This window comes from Cryobacterium sp. PH31-O1, assembly GCF_030063455.1.
Taxonomy (GTDB): Bacteria; Actinomycetota; Actinomycetes; order Actinomycetales; family Microbacteriaceae; genus Cryobacterium.
In genome coordinates this window covers 571,817-584,642 of record NZ_JASITB010000001.1, presented here as the reverse complement: position 1 = coordinate 584,642, position 12,826 = coordinate 571,817, and the positions used below count along the sequence as shown (strand labels likewise).

The following is a 12,826-nucleotide window of genomic DNA, read 5'->3' as shown; positions in this document are numbered from 1 at the left end:
GCTGGGCCTTAAGCGTGTTGCGACTGAATGTCGCGGGCCCAGCCGATTATTAATTCTAACCCGTCCGCGAAGCCTGGCTCGTTCGGACGGTTCAGGAAAGCGTGGAGGCTATCGGGAAGCACGTGGTAGGTCGCTGCGATCCCGGCAGTTTGAAGTTCCCGGGCGAACTGACCGCCGGACGCGCGCATCGAGTCGCGGTCCGCGTCGATCATGAGCGTCGGAGGGAAGTCGTGCAGGGGGTGCCCCCCGGGAAATGCGTGCGCTTCCAACATTGCGCTCCGCGTGCCCGCGTAGTGGAGATTCGTCAGGTTGAGAAGGGTCGGCGTGTGGACAAAACGTCGTTTGCCACGAAGACGGCGGCGCAAAGTGCGCGCCCGTTTCGGGAGTGCAGCGTGGAACAGTCCGTAGGCAAAGAAGACGCCTGCGAGAGGTGCCGCCCCGTCGTCCGCCATGCGAAGCACTGCGCCGGCCGATAGACACGCACCGGCACTTGCACCGCCCAGAATCACCCCGTTAGGCACCTCGAGCTGAACTGCCCGCACCACTGCAACGACATCGTCAACCGGGACCGGATAGTGGACCGCCGGGCTCCTGCAAAAACCACTCGAAGACCACCGAAGCCTTGCGAGAGTCGCGAGCCGATAGTCAACGGTAACGACCTGGAATCCCGCCGCGGCCAGCGATCGAGCGACGTCATGAGACTCGGGCTGGTCGAGGTTGCCCTTGAAGAATCCACCTCCGTGAATCCACACGATCGGTGCGGATCTGAATGGAACCATGCCGATAGGCGGCGAATAACGTCGCACGAGTATGGGGCCGTGGGGCCCCTGGATCATGCTGTCGATCGAGTTGACAGGCTTCATCCTCAGGTCGCGCGGCTTCACGTTCTCACCGCGTCGAGCCCGACATTTGTGGAGAACGTGTTCCGTCGCCTTTCCGCATGTGCGAATGGGAAGGTAGAACTGGTGCAGCTTCGGGATGCGGCCAGCTCCGTGCAGATCCGACTCAAATCAACGCCGGCTGTCGATTCGCTGCCCTGCGGATACCGACAACGGCGAGGACGAGTAGAGCGACCCCGCTCACGGCGTAAAGGACTGCGCCTGCGGGTACGTGGACGCCACCCGACACGGCGAACGTGTCCGCGACGTCCATGCCAAGCGAAAACGACCCCAAGAAGTAGGCCGGCGCCCCACCAGCAATTACCAAGAGATAGCCCATAATCACGGGAACGCGTCTGACCCGCCCAGTCATTCCGAGGACGCTCAGAACTAGGGCCAGCACGAGGCCAACAGCACCCCATACAATCAGGCCAATCACCGCAGCAGCGACGTTAACTCCGGCGTCACCAAGTTCCGCAACGATCTCTTGATAGGTGAGCCCCGGCACGGCGGCTTCTGGATTCCACACGGCAATCGTCAACACCATCACCGCCGCATACACACCCACGATGACCGGCCCCACCCACAATGAAATACGATTCCCCATTCCTGCACAATAGCGCGAGACCACTCCCTCTGCGGCCATGGCGCGGGGCGTCCGCAGGGGAACCCTCCACGGGCGTATGCCTACCTGTACGGATGGCGCGGGAGTCCGCCCCCTACAGCGCACTTGCACGCTTCGGACGGATCTCCTGATTGCGATGAAGGCAGACTCACCTTATGCGCGGCTCACCTCAAGACAGACTCACCGCGTATGTGCCCAGTGCGGCCATCCCAACGACTCCGGCCACGCCAATTGCGCTACCGATCAGCCATGGTCTGCGCCTGACGAGCTCGATGGTGACCGACATTACGATCGCCGCGCCAAGAACGAACGGAGTCATTACGAGGACGCCATAGAGCGCATATCCGCTGCTGTCGTAGAAGGAACCCACGCCAGCGACCATGACCAGTGCGCCTACGCAGATTCCGGTATCGGTGAGGACCGCTCGCGCCGGGCCCGGCCGACGCTTAGAGAGCAGACCCGCTAATCCACGGATAGCAGCCGTGACCGTGAATATCACTGGAACCGCCAAGGCGATTTCGCCGAGGGCGTCGGGAGGAGTTCCATTCGCTATCCAGCCGATAGTGGCGGCTATGCCGTAAACGGCCACAGCGACACATCCGGCCACGATTGCATGGGCACCGACCGCTTCGGCGCGACCTCTCAGAAGCACAGTTGCTCTCCCCAATAAGTTCGATTCGACTGGCGTGATGGAACTCGGCCACACAGACGCAAATGGATATCCCGTTGCATCCTTCAGTCCTGACCAGCTCAAGGCCACCCCTCAAAGGTACATTCGTTGCAGCTAAGGTTGGCGACGCTGGCTTTGGTCACTTCAGGCCCGTGAACGATGACGCGTGCTCGGTCTCGACCTTCACCTACAGCAGCTACGCGACGCTAGCGACGACAGCGACACGCCGCGCTATTGGGCGTGGCCGGTCCCTCATCTCGTTCTCATCTCAGTTGACCCAGACGTACAGCGAGCGCCAGAACGGATGCCGATGGCCAAAAAACCTCCGGGGGAAGCGCCCGCAAGTGGAACGTCTTACGGTGCGGTCGAGGGAGCCGCGGGACGTGGTTCAAGAGCTAACGTGCAGAACTCGAAGCGCGGTCCCCGTAACGATCACCTACCGTCTCCGTGGGGAGTTAGTCTTCGCCCATAGAATCTGTCTATGAGTCCGAATCGACTGGTGCTGATCGCGGTTGCCGTAGCAGTCGGCCTGTGTGGGTGCACAGTGGAGCCATCGATAGTAATTCCGGCGGGGGCTGCAACGACCGCATATCCTGGCGAGCCGACGCCTCTGCCGAGTGGTCTGGTCGACCCTTTTGCGGGCTACGCAACAGTCCTCGATGGGCGGCTGGCGATTGTCTTGTCCGGCAGCTCAAGTTGTCCGCCGCACGCGGACTCAGCGGATCTAGCGACGATGACGTTCGATTTCTCGGTCGAAACTGAAGGCCCGTGCAAGGCAGATTTGTCCCCCACGACGTTCGAGTTCTACGTGCCATCAACTGAGAATTTGCCGACGTTCATCACGATAAACTTTACGGCCGGCGACACGGCCAGCTCTCAGCTGCCGGTTCTGCGCTAGGCATCGATCGCGCACAGCCGTGCCAGCCACCCACCAACGCTTTCTAATGGCGTGACCGCATGAAACCGTGGCGACTTACGATGCTGCGGCTTAAAATGGCCGCTCTTTGCCGTCGGTATTCGCCGCGAAATTATCTTGCATGACGACTGCCACAAGACAACGTCCTGGTCGCCGCGCAAGGGGAACGCTGGCCGGGACTAGCCCGACTCTCGGCGCTGGTTCAGGAGCACGGGCGAGGGCCTACCGTCCGGTCACGGAGTAGTGGCGTTCGTTTCCTGAGGTCACGTGACCCCAAGCGCTGCCGGCAACCCGTTCCTGGTGAGCCTCGAAGGCGGCGGCGTGCTCGAAGCACTCCTCGACCGGCCAGATCAGCGGATTGCTCGTCGTGGTGACGTTGAAGGAACTGCATCCCTTTTCAGCGTGGGTAAGGGAAAGGTGTAGTGGCAGGTGATCCCGCACAGTGGCCTGGTCGTCGGTGTGGCAAACAAGCTGTCCACTGAGGCGCACCGCAGGGCCGCATGGGTTCCTCTTCATCTTGTAGTTGGTCATCTGCACGCCAGCTTTCACCGGGTGCTGTTCTGCCTCGACGGTGAATCCGAAGCGCTCGAAGAATGGGCGGGATGTGATGCTGACGTCGGCTGTTAGCTCTGCCAGCTCTGCCAGCTCTGCCAGCTCTGCCTGACGCGCACGGGCCTCAACGTAGCCGATCAGCTGTCGCGCTACCCCTTGTCTCTGGTGTCGCGGGGCGACGAACAGCATGTCGATGTACCCCGCAGGGTCCACGTCAGAGAAGCCTACGGGTGCACCATCCACAGTCGCCACGTAACTGTTCCGCTCCTGCATCGACGCATGCCAGGTGGACAGATCTCGCGCCTCTGGCCGAGCCCACGCCTGAATCTGCTCCGGCGAGTAGTCAGCGGCAGCGGTCTCGGTCACCGCAGCAAGGAATATTGTCAATGTGTCTGCGGCATCCGCATGACCGTAGGGACGAATGACAACGGCTTGCGTCTCAGCGCTCTTGTTCGATTCCACAGAACTAGCATCTCACCGTGACTGGCCTTACCTCGCGGCCCTTACGGTGTTCCGTAAGCCGGACGGTCAGCGGGCCGCCTTTGACGGTGCTTCCGAAAGCAGCTTTGAGAGCGACATTGGAAGTCGAGGGGTCCCCGCAAGTGGAACCTTCTGCGGTACGGCCTCGTCAGTCGATCACTGCAGCGACGGCTTCGATCTCGACGAGCTGATCGGTATACCCGAGGACGGTAACGCCTAAGAGCGTGCTCGGTACGTCATGCGTGCCAAAGGCCTCGCGAATGACTGCCCAGGCCGTGACGAGATCGCTCTGATTAGAGGAGGCGACGAGAACTCGTGTGCTCAGCACATCATCAAGTCGGGCGCCCGCTGCATGCAGGGCAAAAACGAGATTTTCCATCGCCTTGCTCGCCTGCGCCGAGTAGTCTCCAAATCCTGCAGTGCTGCCATCCAAATTGAGCGGGCAGGCGCCGGCCAAAAAGATGAGGCGCGCCTCAGCGGGAGCTGTTGCCGCGTAGGCATACTGAGCCACATTGGAAAGCTCAGCAGAACGGATCAAGACAACATTTTGGGACATGCCCTCACTGTAGGGGAGAGCCACTCCTGCCCGTCCCCGCTCTGCCCTCGTAAGCTGTCCGTGCAACGCGACGGCTCGACCTGGAAGAATTGAGAGATGACCGTAACCCTTCAGCGAATCCTCACAAGCGATTTCCCAACGTGGATTGACCAAAGCTGTGCCGAGTACGTCGGTGATTTGCTTACCCAGGGCCGATCACACGAGGAAGCTCGGCGCATAGCGGTCGAGAGCATGGCTCGTTCGTTCCCGGATGGTACTCAGAGCCCTGGCAATGAGGTCTTTCACATCATGAACGAGCCTGAAGAGGCAGTCGGATATCTGTGGATCGGACAGGATATCACCACCGATCCGGGGGCGTGGTGGGTCTGGGACGTTCTCATCAACGCTGACCAGCGTGGCCAGGGCTATGGGAGAACGGCGATGCTACTCGGCGAGGAATATGCACGCACACAAGGTGCGCACTCTCTCGGCCTAAGCGTCTTCGGATTCAACACTGGGGCCAGGGAACTTTACGATTCCCTCGGCTACGAGACAACTTCGGTGAAGATGCTCAAGAAGCTCGACTGAGCCTTTTCTTCGCTATCGCTGATTGGCGTCGCAGCAGGGCAAGGCCGAGATGAACGCCCGCACACCGAACCCTCAACGGGCACAATCTGTCAGGGAATGATGCGCTGGTCTCGGAGGTCGGTGAAGATTTTCATGAACATGCTCTCCGTTTCGACGTATTCGTGGAATCCCGCGCGCCGAGCTTTTGACCCGTCGGCGAGAACGTCGTAATCCCATGCGAAGACGAAGTCGCCGAACGGCCAGGATGAGACATCGGCGTAGGGCGTCGTCTGGAGTCCGTGCCGGGTGACCATTCGATCCCAGAGGTCCTGTTTGTCGGCCATGATGTCAGTCAAGGACATGGGTAGAGGAGGTGCCACCTCGATGTCGAAGAACGCTGCGATCTTCGGCCACATGCTGCTCCAACGGAAGATGTCGCCGTTCGTGATGTTGAACGCCTGGTTGACCGTGTCGGGGTTGGTGGCCGCCCACACGGTCGCCTTCGCGAGCACTCCGGCGTCGGTCATTTCGATCAGACTGTTATAAGCGCCGGGCTTTCCGGGGAAGCGCAGGGGGATGCCGAGTTCTTTACTGATCGAGGCGTAGATGGCAATCACCATTGCCAGGTTCATCGGGTTACCCAACCCGATCCCGCACACAACGGAGGGGCGCAAGGCGGACCAGGTCCACGCATTGCCGTTCTGGCGGGATTCGAGGAACTGTTGCTGATCCACGTTGAATTCGGGCGGCATGTGGGGCGGATCGTTTTCCTTCGCTGGCGAGGAGAACGGGCCTAGGTGCGCACCGTACACCTTGTACCCTTGCATCAGGCTGACGTGTTCTAGTCCGGTTGCGACCGGTTCGATCGCATCAATCGTATTGACGAGCATGGCGAGGTTGGGCGGCACAAGTTCCGCCCAGCTCGGACGATCCTGATACGCCGCATAGAACACGTGAGTCACGTCCGAAAGGGCGCTGAGTTTGTCGGTGGTGTCCTGCGTGTCGAGAAGGTCGACAGCGATATGTCTGACTTTGCCGGAGTCTTCACCGCCGCGTCGTGACAGTCCGATGATGTTCCAGCCGCCCTCCGCCTGGAGGTGATTGATGAGGTTTCCCCCGATCACGCCACGTGCCCCTGCCACCAATGCCGTTCGTGTACTCAAACCCGCCCCTATCGTCATATCGTGGTTTTACGATTTAGAGATTATCTTAACATCGGGAAATTGCAAATTTACGATATACTGAGCCGCATGGACGTGTTATCCGAAGACGATGTCGTGCAAGCGTTCAAAGCGCTGAGCCACCCGACGCGGCTGGCTATCCTGCGGTGGTTGAAAGAACCGCAGTCATTCCCGCCGCAAGACCAGCCGGCGGAAGAAGTCGGAGTGTGCCTGAAGCACATCCAGGCGCGGGCAAATGTGTCGCAGTCGACAGCGTCTCAGTTCATGGCGGTTCTCCAGCGCGCGGGACTCGTGACCAGTATCCGAATCGGTCCCTGGACGCACTACAGCCGAAATGAACCACGCATCGCGGCCCTTGGCAGCGTTATGACGAGCCAGCTCTAACCATCCAGAGAAGGCTGAGAAGGCGTTCTTCCGAGTCAGGCCGAGTTCTTTGTGTGATTGGAGGTAGGCGTCGTCCGGGATACGGCGAGGTTGGGGTGAGCGACAATGACGAGAACGCGCATCCTCTCAATAGGCCAGATATTTGTTCGAGTTTTATCGTACTAATGGTAGGCTGCGGCCATGTCACGTGTGTCGTCCACATTCCCAGCGGATGTCTTCGGAGAGCCCGATTTTCTGCCTGAGCCGCTCCCCGAGCCGGCGACCCAGTCGATCCGGCTGGAGGCCGTCTTTGGTGCTCTCTCCGATCCGCTTCGGTTGACGATCATCCAGCGTCTGCTGCTGGAGTCCGAGTCCTTTGATCACGCCTGCAATTGGTTTGGATTCGATCGGCCCAAGTCATCGCTCACCCACCACTTCAAGGCGCTGCGCGCGGCCGGGCTCATTCGCCAGCGCCAGTACGGGCTCGAGCGTCGCAGCCGAGTTCGCACCGATGACGTCAACGCCCGCTTTCCCGGTCTGCTCGAGCTCGTCGTCGCCTGGACTCCCTGACCCACGCGCACGCTAGTCGCGCTCGAGCCGGCGGTGAACGTAGACGAGAGCGGTCGTAGCGGCCGTGACCAGAATGATCGCGAAACCGGAGGCCCCGCGGGCGAGACCGATGGCGTCCACCAGGAAGCCGGTCGCCACCGGAATCAACCCGGCCGGGATGTACCCGCCGATGTTGAGCACGGAGTTCGCCTCGGCCCGCAGATGGCCTGGAATGTGCGCACCGATCAGGGTGAGCCCGCCGAGTTGGCCGAGCCCCTGCCCGGCGCCGGCTAGTAACGCGGCAGCGATCAGAAACCCCGACAGTGAAGCGTTGACCGCCACGGCCAGGGAAAGCATTGAGGCAATTGTGACGACGCTGCCCAGCATGAAGATTGTGCGCACCCGCAGCCGACCGACCGCCAACTGAACACCGGTCGCGGCCAGGAACATCGCGCAGGCCATGCCGCCGGCGATAAGTGGGCTGGTGATGTTCAGCAGCGTTGACAGCAACGAGGGGCCGAGTGAGAGCACGAATGACGTTGCGGTGATTCCCGGGGCGAACACGGCGATGCCGAGGCCCACATGCATCCGGTATTCACGGGGAACCCGGGGGAGCCGCCAGGTGCGCCCCTCCCGAGCGGCTTCGCTGGCGCGCACATGGTGCTGTTTGAGGGGCAGTGCGATGGCCACGATGAGGGCGGCCACCAAGATGACCAGCTCGGTCAGAAAGAGCGGCACGATTGGTGCTGCCAGAATCTGAGCGAACAGCCCGCCGAGCAGCGGGCCGAGGCCGGCGCCCAGCACCATGGCCACCGACGCGGTCAGCGATGCTTGACGTCGGCGAGTGGGTCCACCCACGTCGACCACGGCGGCGATTCCGGCCGAGACGATGACGCCGACGGAGATACCGGTCAGAAACCGCGCAAGGACCAGGACCGTGACGGAGTCGGCGACAGCGAACAGCGTGCACGCCACAATCGCCAGCGTTAGGCCGGGGATGAGCACAGGTTTGCGTCCAAATCGGTCGGCCAGTTGACCGGCGACCAGCAGGGTCAAGAGCAGTCCGGCAATGTACGCGGCAAAGATCAGCGTCAGGGTGCCGTCCGAGAATCCGAGCTGCGCCTGCCACCGCACGTAGAGCGGGGTCGGTGAATTCGAGAGCGCAAAGACCGCGGTAACCAGTGATGCCGCCAGCAGCATCCGCAGCTGCGGCCAGTTGTCTGTGAGCCCGGGGGCGGAGGCAGGTGATTCTTCCTCGATGATGTTCATTAGGGCCTCAGATCCGTTGTACGAGTTTTATCGAACATAGCATGCTGCGAAAAAACTCGAACTAGTACGCTCGAATGCGTACTGTTGCCCAAAATGGCGAGAAACACTGCGACGCAAGTACGTGAATCTCGGCGCCGGCGAGCTGACTGCGACCGCAACCGTGGCCGTCGTCGCCGCGGCTGTCGCCATGCCGCGTCTGGAGGACCGCCAGGATTCCGTGGCCCTGTGGGCGGAACTTGTCCCGGTGCTCACGGTTCTGGTGCCAGCCGGCGCCTACTCGTTGCTCGCGCGCAATTGGGCCGAACCGATATCGATGCCTCGCCCCCGCGAGTACCCCGCGGACTCGGACGGACTGGCTCTCGACATTGGCTTGGTCGCCGCGGCGGATACTTGACGTCATGGGATTCAATGAACGCCACCGGGAGATGTACGTGGGCGGCAGACCCGGAGCAGCAGCTATGCGCGCCAACCGCACGATGGCCCGCCTCGCGGCGACCGGCCTTACGGGATGGTGGTTGATTCGCCTTGACACCGTCAACCCCAAGTCCGGGACCAGGCTCGCCCTTCCCCTGGTGACGGCCAAAGTCGACGGTCGGCGCTACGTCGTCTCTATGCCCGGCCCGGGCGCCCGCTGGGTGCGCAACGTGCTCGCCGCAGACGGTCAGGTCGTTATCCGTGCGGGCAGAAGGCGGGACGTCGTTCTGACCATGGTCGACGTGAATCTCCGGGCGCCCATCATCAAGAACTACCTTCGGCGCGCACCAGGGGGACGGCCACATATCCCGGTCGACAAGGACGCCCCGCTCGCGGCCTTCGAAGCTGTAGCGGCCGCATACCCGGTATTCGAAATTCGCCCAGCCGAACGGCGGCGCACATCGCGGTGGCGATGACACAGTGTGACCGTAAGCCGGACGCTGAGCGGGCACCTCCGCACGGATACTGGGAGCTGCGGGTTACGAGTCCGAAGGTGTCGCGTTTACCCCGCCCTTTGAACATTCTCGCTCAGGAGCGTCAACTGCGACAGCGAAGCAATCTCTTTTGCGCCCTTCGCAAGAGCCAAGGATTTGCGATATCAACTAGATTCAGCGCGAGAGTAGAACGATGCCTCGGCATCGCGGCGACGCGCGACATCGTCGACGACGAACTGCACGAAGTCCTCATCGCGGTCGGGGCGGGCGGTCCGCATTTGCAGGCTCGCGATGATGGGTGGCGCCGCTCGGAACATGATCAGGCCGGTGCCGAAGGGCAGGGTGCGGATCGTGTCTGACGGCATGATCGGCACACGGCGGATGGAGCGCTGCGACGACCTTGAGCCACGATCGCCGGTTGTCGTCGAGTCTGTCGTTTCGTCGCGGTCACCGATCAGGGTCGAAAGATCGTGCAAGCCCCGTGAGTTGGGGCCTCCGCCGAGCACGATCTTGACGTTGGATGAGTCCCAGATGGTGCCGGCCGCGTTGTCGCTCCACTTCGTGCGGTCCTGCGTGAGTGATTGCAACACCGGCATTGTGGTGATGCCGGTGCCGCCACCCTCGGCCATCAGGGTCGGGAGCGAGGGGCGTGGTGCTAGGTTGCCGATCTCGTCGAGGGCGAGCAGCAGCGGCGGGTCGCGCCGGGCACCGGCGCTCCGTGCGGCCACGCGGCGGGCGGTTTCAACGAGGTCCTCGACGAGAGCGGACAAGAGTGCGGCCGAGTTGTTCGAGCCCGCACCGGTAGCGAGCAGATAGAGCGTGCCGTTGCTGCGTAGGAACGCTTCGGGGTCGAAGCCCTCGTCTTCTGGCGGTGAGACTGCATCCAGTACGCGTGGGTCGGCCAGGGCACCCAACGAGAGCGAGACTCCTTGCCAGATGGAGTCGCGCGTGCGGGGGTCGGCCTCGAGCGTGGCCCGGAGCGAGTCGCCCCAGCCGGTGGCCGCGCCCGGCGTGCTCAGCAGGATGGAGACGGCGTCGTGGGCGGCGGCCGGGTCGAGGGTCCAGCGAAAGAGGTCGGCCGGAGAGCAGTGGTCGAGCGCTGCCGCGTGCAACATGGGCTGCAGGGCCGTGCGGGTCTTGGCTTCCCAGAATCCGCCGCCGCCGACGCCGCCCGCGGCGAGCCCCGCCGCGCGGATAATCGGCCTATGGAGGCTGCCGCAGCACGCATTCCCGAGGATTGGTAGATTCAAGTATGCGAGAACTCCAGGCGCGAATCATCGCGGAACTCAACGTCTCACCCACCATCGAACCGGCCGCCGAGGTGCGCCGCCGGGTGAAGTTTCTCAAGGCCTACCTCAAGCGAACCGGCGCCCAGGGCTTTGTGCTTGGCATCAGTGGAGGTCAGGACTCCACCCTCGCCGGCCGGCTGTGTGCGATGGCGGTCGACGAACTCGTCGCCGAGGGGCACCCGGCGACCTTCGTGGCCGTGCGCCTGCCCTACGCTGTGCAGCGCGACGAAGCGGATGCCCAACTCGCGTTGGATTTCATCCGCCCGCCCTCGCAGGCAACCTTCAACATCGAACTCGCCGTCGACGGGTTCGAGAGCGAATTTCTGGCCAGTCTCGACGTGGCCATGACCGACTTCACCAAGGGCAACGTCAAGGCGCGTTCCCGCATGATCGCCCAGTATGCCCTGGCCGGCCAGCTTGGTCTGCTCGTGGTAGGCACCGACCATGCTGCCGAAGCGGTGACCGGATTCTTCACCAAGTACGGCGACGGCGGCACCGACATTCTGCCGCTGACCGGATTGACCAAGCGCCAGGGCAGATCCCTGCTGATGGAGCTGGGCGCGCCAGAGCAGCTCTACCTGAAGGATCCCACCGCTGACCTGCTCGACCACACTCCCGGCCAGACCGACGAGGCCAATCTCGGATTGCAGTACGAGCACATCGACGACTTTCTTGAAGGCCAGCCGGTAGAAGACGAGGTGGCCGATGCCATCGAAGCGCGCTTCCTCAGCACCGAGCACAAGCGTCGGGTTCCAGCCTCCCTCTTTGACGAGTGGTGGAAGTAGGTTCCGAACGGGATGAAAAAACGAGTCGGGGGGGGGGGGCCCGCGCCCCCCCCCCCCGACTCGTTGGTGGTGTCGTCGAGGTTTAGAGCGTCGGGGCCGCCGAGGATCGCGTCAGCGGGTCGGTGCTGCGCACCTCGAGCTTGTTCACGTCGTCGAGTAGACGCTGCGTCTCCGTTGATGCATCGGACGCCGACACCGGTGAAGCGGATGCCGCCCCACGGTTCACGGTCGCGGGGGTGAGCGGTGCGGCCCGCACCGGCGCCGGAGCGGAATCGTTCGCCGCGTACTGATCGTGATGCTGCTGGGCCACCCATGCGTCCTGCTCGGCGAGCAGGCTCTTCTCGGTGGAGGAGTTCTGCGCCTTCCACCGGTCCAGGTCGCCCTGAAAGATCTTGCGTGCGCGGGCCGGCTTGTTCTGCCATTCGACCAGGCGGTCACGAAACTCAACCAGGGCCGGCTCCAGCTGGTAGCCGAAGGTGGCGGAGGTGCGTTTGAGTTCGTACAGTTCGTGGTTGGCCCAATTCGCGGCAATTCCCGATCCGCGGATCGGCAACAACCGCACTTGGATATCCGCCTGGCCGACGGCACGATCGCTCATAACCTGCTCCTGCGGTGTCAGTGAATTCCAGACGGATGCCTCGGTGGCGGCATCGACGAGGGCCGCGATCGCGGCCACCTTGATCTCGCGATCCCGCTGGGTGAGGATGCGTTTGACGGCCCCGCGCGAGATCAACGCCGCCAGCACACTGGCAATGACGATCGCGCCGACGAACACGACCGCGGCGAAAACCAGCGGTCGGGTGCTTTCCGCGGTAAACCAGGCTACGAAGTTATTCCACCATTCCATGTGGTGGATTTTATCCGCGCCGCGCCCCGTTCTCGGGGACCAGACGCGGCGTGCCCCCACGCGAATGCAGTATTAGGTGCCCGCTAGCGAAAGCAGTCGACCGCGTCGCCGATGCGACAGAACACGCCGAGGTCGTGGGTGCGGGTGGAGAAAACCACGCGGCGAGCGCTGTATCGATCGCCGTCGTCCCCCGAGTGGCATTCGATGTAGCCGATGACAGCGCCGCTGGCATCGACGATGCGCCAGAGCCCGTCGCGAACGAGAATGAAGCTGCGGCCACGCACGGGAGGCATGGCTGCGCGAGTACGTGGCGCAGTGAGAGTGGACATTCGAGCTCCTTCGTTGCGAATGCGTGATACCAGCCGGCCGCAGGTGTTTCCTTCACCGTATGGGTGACCACCGACATCCGCTT

At 62.6% G+C, this 12,826-nt stretch carries 16 protein-coding genes and 1 pseudogene; 7 read left to right on the top strand and 10 right to left on the bottom strand.

Annotation, left to right across the window (positions count from 1 at the left end):
* Positions 1-8 precede the first annotated feature (8 nt).
* The 3 genes from QMK31_RS02785 to QMK31_RS02775 all read right to left on the bottom strand — a co-directional run bounded on the left by QMK31_RS02785 (position 9) and on the right by QMK31_RS02775 (position 2,155).
* A complete protein-coding gene (locus QMK31_RS02785) occupies positions 9-884 on the bottom strand; it encodes an alpha/beta hydrolase (RefSeq protein ID WP_283499403.1) in 876 nt (291 codons plus the stop codon).
* 121 nt (positions 885-1,005) lie between these two features.
* Positions 1,006-1,485 (bottom strand): hypothetical protein, encoded by a 480-nt coding sequence (locus tag QMK31_RS02780; protein ID WP_283499402.1) that lies wholly within the window; start codon positions 1,483-1,485, stop codon positions 1,006-1,008.
* A 187-nt stretch (positions 1,486-1,672) separates the two neighbouring features.
* On the bottom strand, positions 1,673-2,155 hold the full coding sequence (locus QMK31_RS02775; protein ID WP_283499401.1) for a hypothetical protein: 483 nt from the start codon (positions 2,153-2,155) through the stop codon (positions 1,673-1,675).
* Positions 2,156-2,654: 499 nt separating this feature from the next.
* On the opposite strand from QMK31_RS02775, the gene QMK31_RS02770 reads away from it, so the two are divergent.
* Positions 2,655-3,071 carry a hypothetical protein gene (locus QMK31_RS02770; protein ID WP_283499400.1) on the top strand — a complete coding sequence of 139 codons (417 nt, stop codon included), beginning with the start codon at positions 2,655-2,657 and terminating at the stop codon, positions 3,069-3,071.
* Positions 3,072-3,311: 240 nt separating this feature from the next.
* Here QMK31_RS02770 and QMK31_RS02765 read toward each other — a convergent pair whose 3' ends face one another.
* Both QMK31_RS02765 and QMK31_RS02760 read right to left on the bottom strand, forming a co-directional pair.
* Complete coding sequence (locus QMK31_RS02765; RefSeq protein WP_283499399.1) at positions 3,312-4,103, bottom strand: GNAT family N-acetyltransferase; 792 nt, start codon at positions 4,101-4,103, stop codon at positions 3,312-3,314.
* A gap of 166 nt (positions 4,104-4,269) precedes the next feature.
* Positions 4,270-4,677, bottom strand: coding sequence for a RidA family protein (locus tag QMK31_RS02760; protein WP_283499398.1), 408 nt, complete (start codon positions 4,675-4,677; stop codon positions 4,270-4,272).
* 96 nt (positions 4,678-4,773) lie between these two features.
* On the opposite strand from QMK31_RS02760, the gene QMK31_RS02755 reads away from it, so the two are divergent.
* Positions 4,774-5,244, top strand: coding sequence for a GNAT family N-acetyltransferase (locus QMK31_RS02755; RefSeq protein ID WP_283499397.1), 471 nt, complete (start codon positions 4,774-4,776; stop codon positions 5,242-5,244).
* A gap of 89 nt (positions 5,245-5,333) precedes the next feature.
* Here QMK31_RS02755 and QMK31_RS02750 read toward each other — a convergent pair whose 3' ends face one another.
* Positions 5,334-6,386 (bottom strand): SDR family oxidoreductase, encoded by a 1,053-nt coding sequence (locus QMK31_RS02750; RefSeq protein WP_283499396.1) that lies wholly within the window; start codon positions 6,384-6,386, stop codon positions 5,334-5,336.
* 87 nt (positions 6,387-6,473) lie between these two features.
* Here QMK31_RS02750 and QMK31_RS02745 point away from each other — a divergent pair, with 87 nt between their 5' ends.
* Both QMK31_RS02745 and QMK31_RS02740 read left to right on the top strand, forming a co-directional pair.
* Positions 6,474-6,788 carry an ArsR/SmtB family transcription factor gene (locus QMK31_RS02745; protein ID WP_130176554.1) on the top strand — a complete coding sequence of 105 codons (315 nt, stop codon included), beginning with the start codon at positions 6,474-6,476 and terminating at the stop codon, positions 6,786-6,788.
* 180 nt (positions 6,789-6,968) lie between these two features.
* A complete protein-coding gene (locus tag QMK31_RS02740; RefSeq protein ID WP_283499395.1) occupies positions 6,969-7,337 on the top strand; it encodes an ArsR/SmtB family transcription factor in 369 nt (122 codons plus the stop codon).
* Positions 7,338-7,349: 12 nt separating this feature from the next.
* Here the strand turns inward: QMK31_RS02740 and QMK31_RS02735 are convergent, their stop codons facing one another.
* Positions 7,350-8,585 (bottom strand): MFS transporter, encoded by a 1,236-nt coding sequence (locus tag QMK31_RS02735; RefSeq protein WP_283499394.1) that lies wholly within the window; start codon positions 8,583-8,585, stop codon positions 7,350-7,352.
* 121 nt (positions 8,586-8,706) lie between these two features.
* Between QMK31_RS02735 and QMK31_RS02730 the strand changes: the two genes are divergently transcribed.
* Both QMK31_RS02730 and QMK31_RS02725 read left to right on the top strand, forming a co-directional pair.
* A complete protein-coding gene (locus tag QMK31_RS02730; protein WP_283499393.1) occupies positions 8,707-8,979 on the top strand; it encodes a hypothetical protein in 273 nt (90 codons plus the stop codon).
* 64 nt (positions 8,980-9,043) lie between these two features.
* Positions 9,044-9,475: a nitroreductase family deazaflavin-dependent oxidoreductase gene (locus tag QMK31_RS02725; RefSeq protein WP_283499392.1), complete on the top strand. Its 432-nt coding sequence runs from the start codon at positions 9,044-9,046 to the stop codon at positions 9,473-9,475.
* A 182-nt stretch (positions 9,476-9,657) separates the two neighbouring features.
* On the opposite strand, the pseudogene QMK31_RS02720 reads toward QMK31_RS02725, so the two are convergent.
* A pseudogene (locus QMK31_RS02720) lies at positions 9,658-10,683 on the bottom strand (type IV secretory system conjugative DNA transfer family protein); the annotation flags it as partial.
* A gap of 62 nt (positions 10,684-10,745) precedes the next feature.
* Between QMK31_RS02720 and nadE the strand changes: the two are divergent.
* On the top strand, positions 10,746-11,567 hold the full coding sequence (gene nadE, locus QMK31_RS02715) for an NAD(+) synthase (RefSeq protein WP_283499391.1): 822 nt from the start codon (positions 10,746-10,748) through the stop codon (positions 11,565-11,567).
* Positions 11,568-11,649: 82 nt separating this feature from the next.
* Here the strand turns inward: nadE and QMK31_RS02710 are convergent, their stop codons facing one another.
* Positions 11,650-12,414, bottom strand: coding sequence for a hypothetical protein (locus QMK31_RS02710; RefSeq protein WP_283499390.1), 765 nt, complete (start codon positions 12,412-12,414; stop codon positions 11,650-11,652).
* A gap of 83 nt (positions 12,415-12,497) precedes the next feature.
* Positions 12,498-12,743, bottom strand: coding sequence for a hypothetical protein (locus tag QMK31_RS02705; RefSeq protein WP_283499389.1), 246 nt, complete (start codon positions 12,741-12,743; stop codon positions 12,498-12,500).
* Positions 12,744-12,826 lie beyond the last annotated feature (83 nt).

Bases quoted from the DNA above. Each gene is read 5' to 3' on its own strand.
- QMK31_RS02780 (WP_283499402.1), bottom strand. From the start codon at position 1,485: ATGGGGAATCGTATTTCATTGTGGGTGGGGCCGGTCATCGTGGGTGTG.
- QMK31_RS02770 (WP_283499400.1), top strand. From the start codon at position 2,655: ATGAGTCCGAATCGACTGGTGCTGATCGCGGTTGCCGTAGCAGTCGGC.
- QMK31_RS02760 (WP_283499398.1), bottom strand. From the start codon at position 4,677: ATGTCCCAAAATGTTGTCTTGATCCGTTCTGCTGAGCTTTCCAATGTG.
- QMK31_RS02755 (WP_283499397.1), top strand. From the start codon at position 4,774: ATGACCGTAACCCTTCAGCGAATCCTCACAAGCGATTTCCCAACGTGG.
- QMK31_RS02745 (WP_130176554.1), top strand. From the start codon at position 6,474: ATGGACGTGTTATCCGAAGACGATGTCGTGCAAGCGTTCAAAGCGCTG.
- QMK31_RS02740 (WP_283499395.1), top strand. From the start codon at position 6,969: ATGTCACGTGTGTCGTCCACATTCCCAGCGGATGTCTTCGGAGAGCCC.
- QMK31_RS02735 (WP_283499394.1), bottom strand. From the start codon at position 8,585: ATGAACATCATCGAGGAAGAATCACCTGCCTCCGCCCCCGGGCTCACA.
- QMK31_RS02725 (WP_283499392.1), top strand. From the start codon at position 9,044: ATGCGCGCCAACCGCACGATGGCCCGCCTCGCGGCGACCGGCCTTACG.
- nadE (WP_283499391.1), top strand. From the start codon at position 10,746: ATGCGAGAACTCCAGGCGCGAATCATCGCGGAACTCAACGTCTCACCC.
- QMK31_RS02710 (WP_283499390.1), bottom strand. From the start codon at position 12,414: ATGGAATGGTGGAATAACTTCGTAGCCTGGTTTACCGCGGAAAGCACC.
- QMK31_RS02705 (WP_283499389.1), bottom strand. From the start codon at position 12,743: ATGTCCACTCTCACTGCGCCACGTACTCGCGCAGCCATGCCTCCCGTG.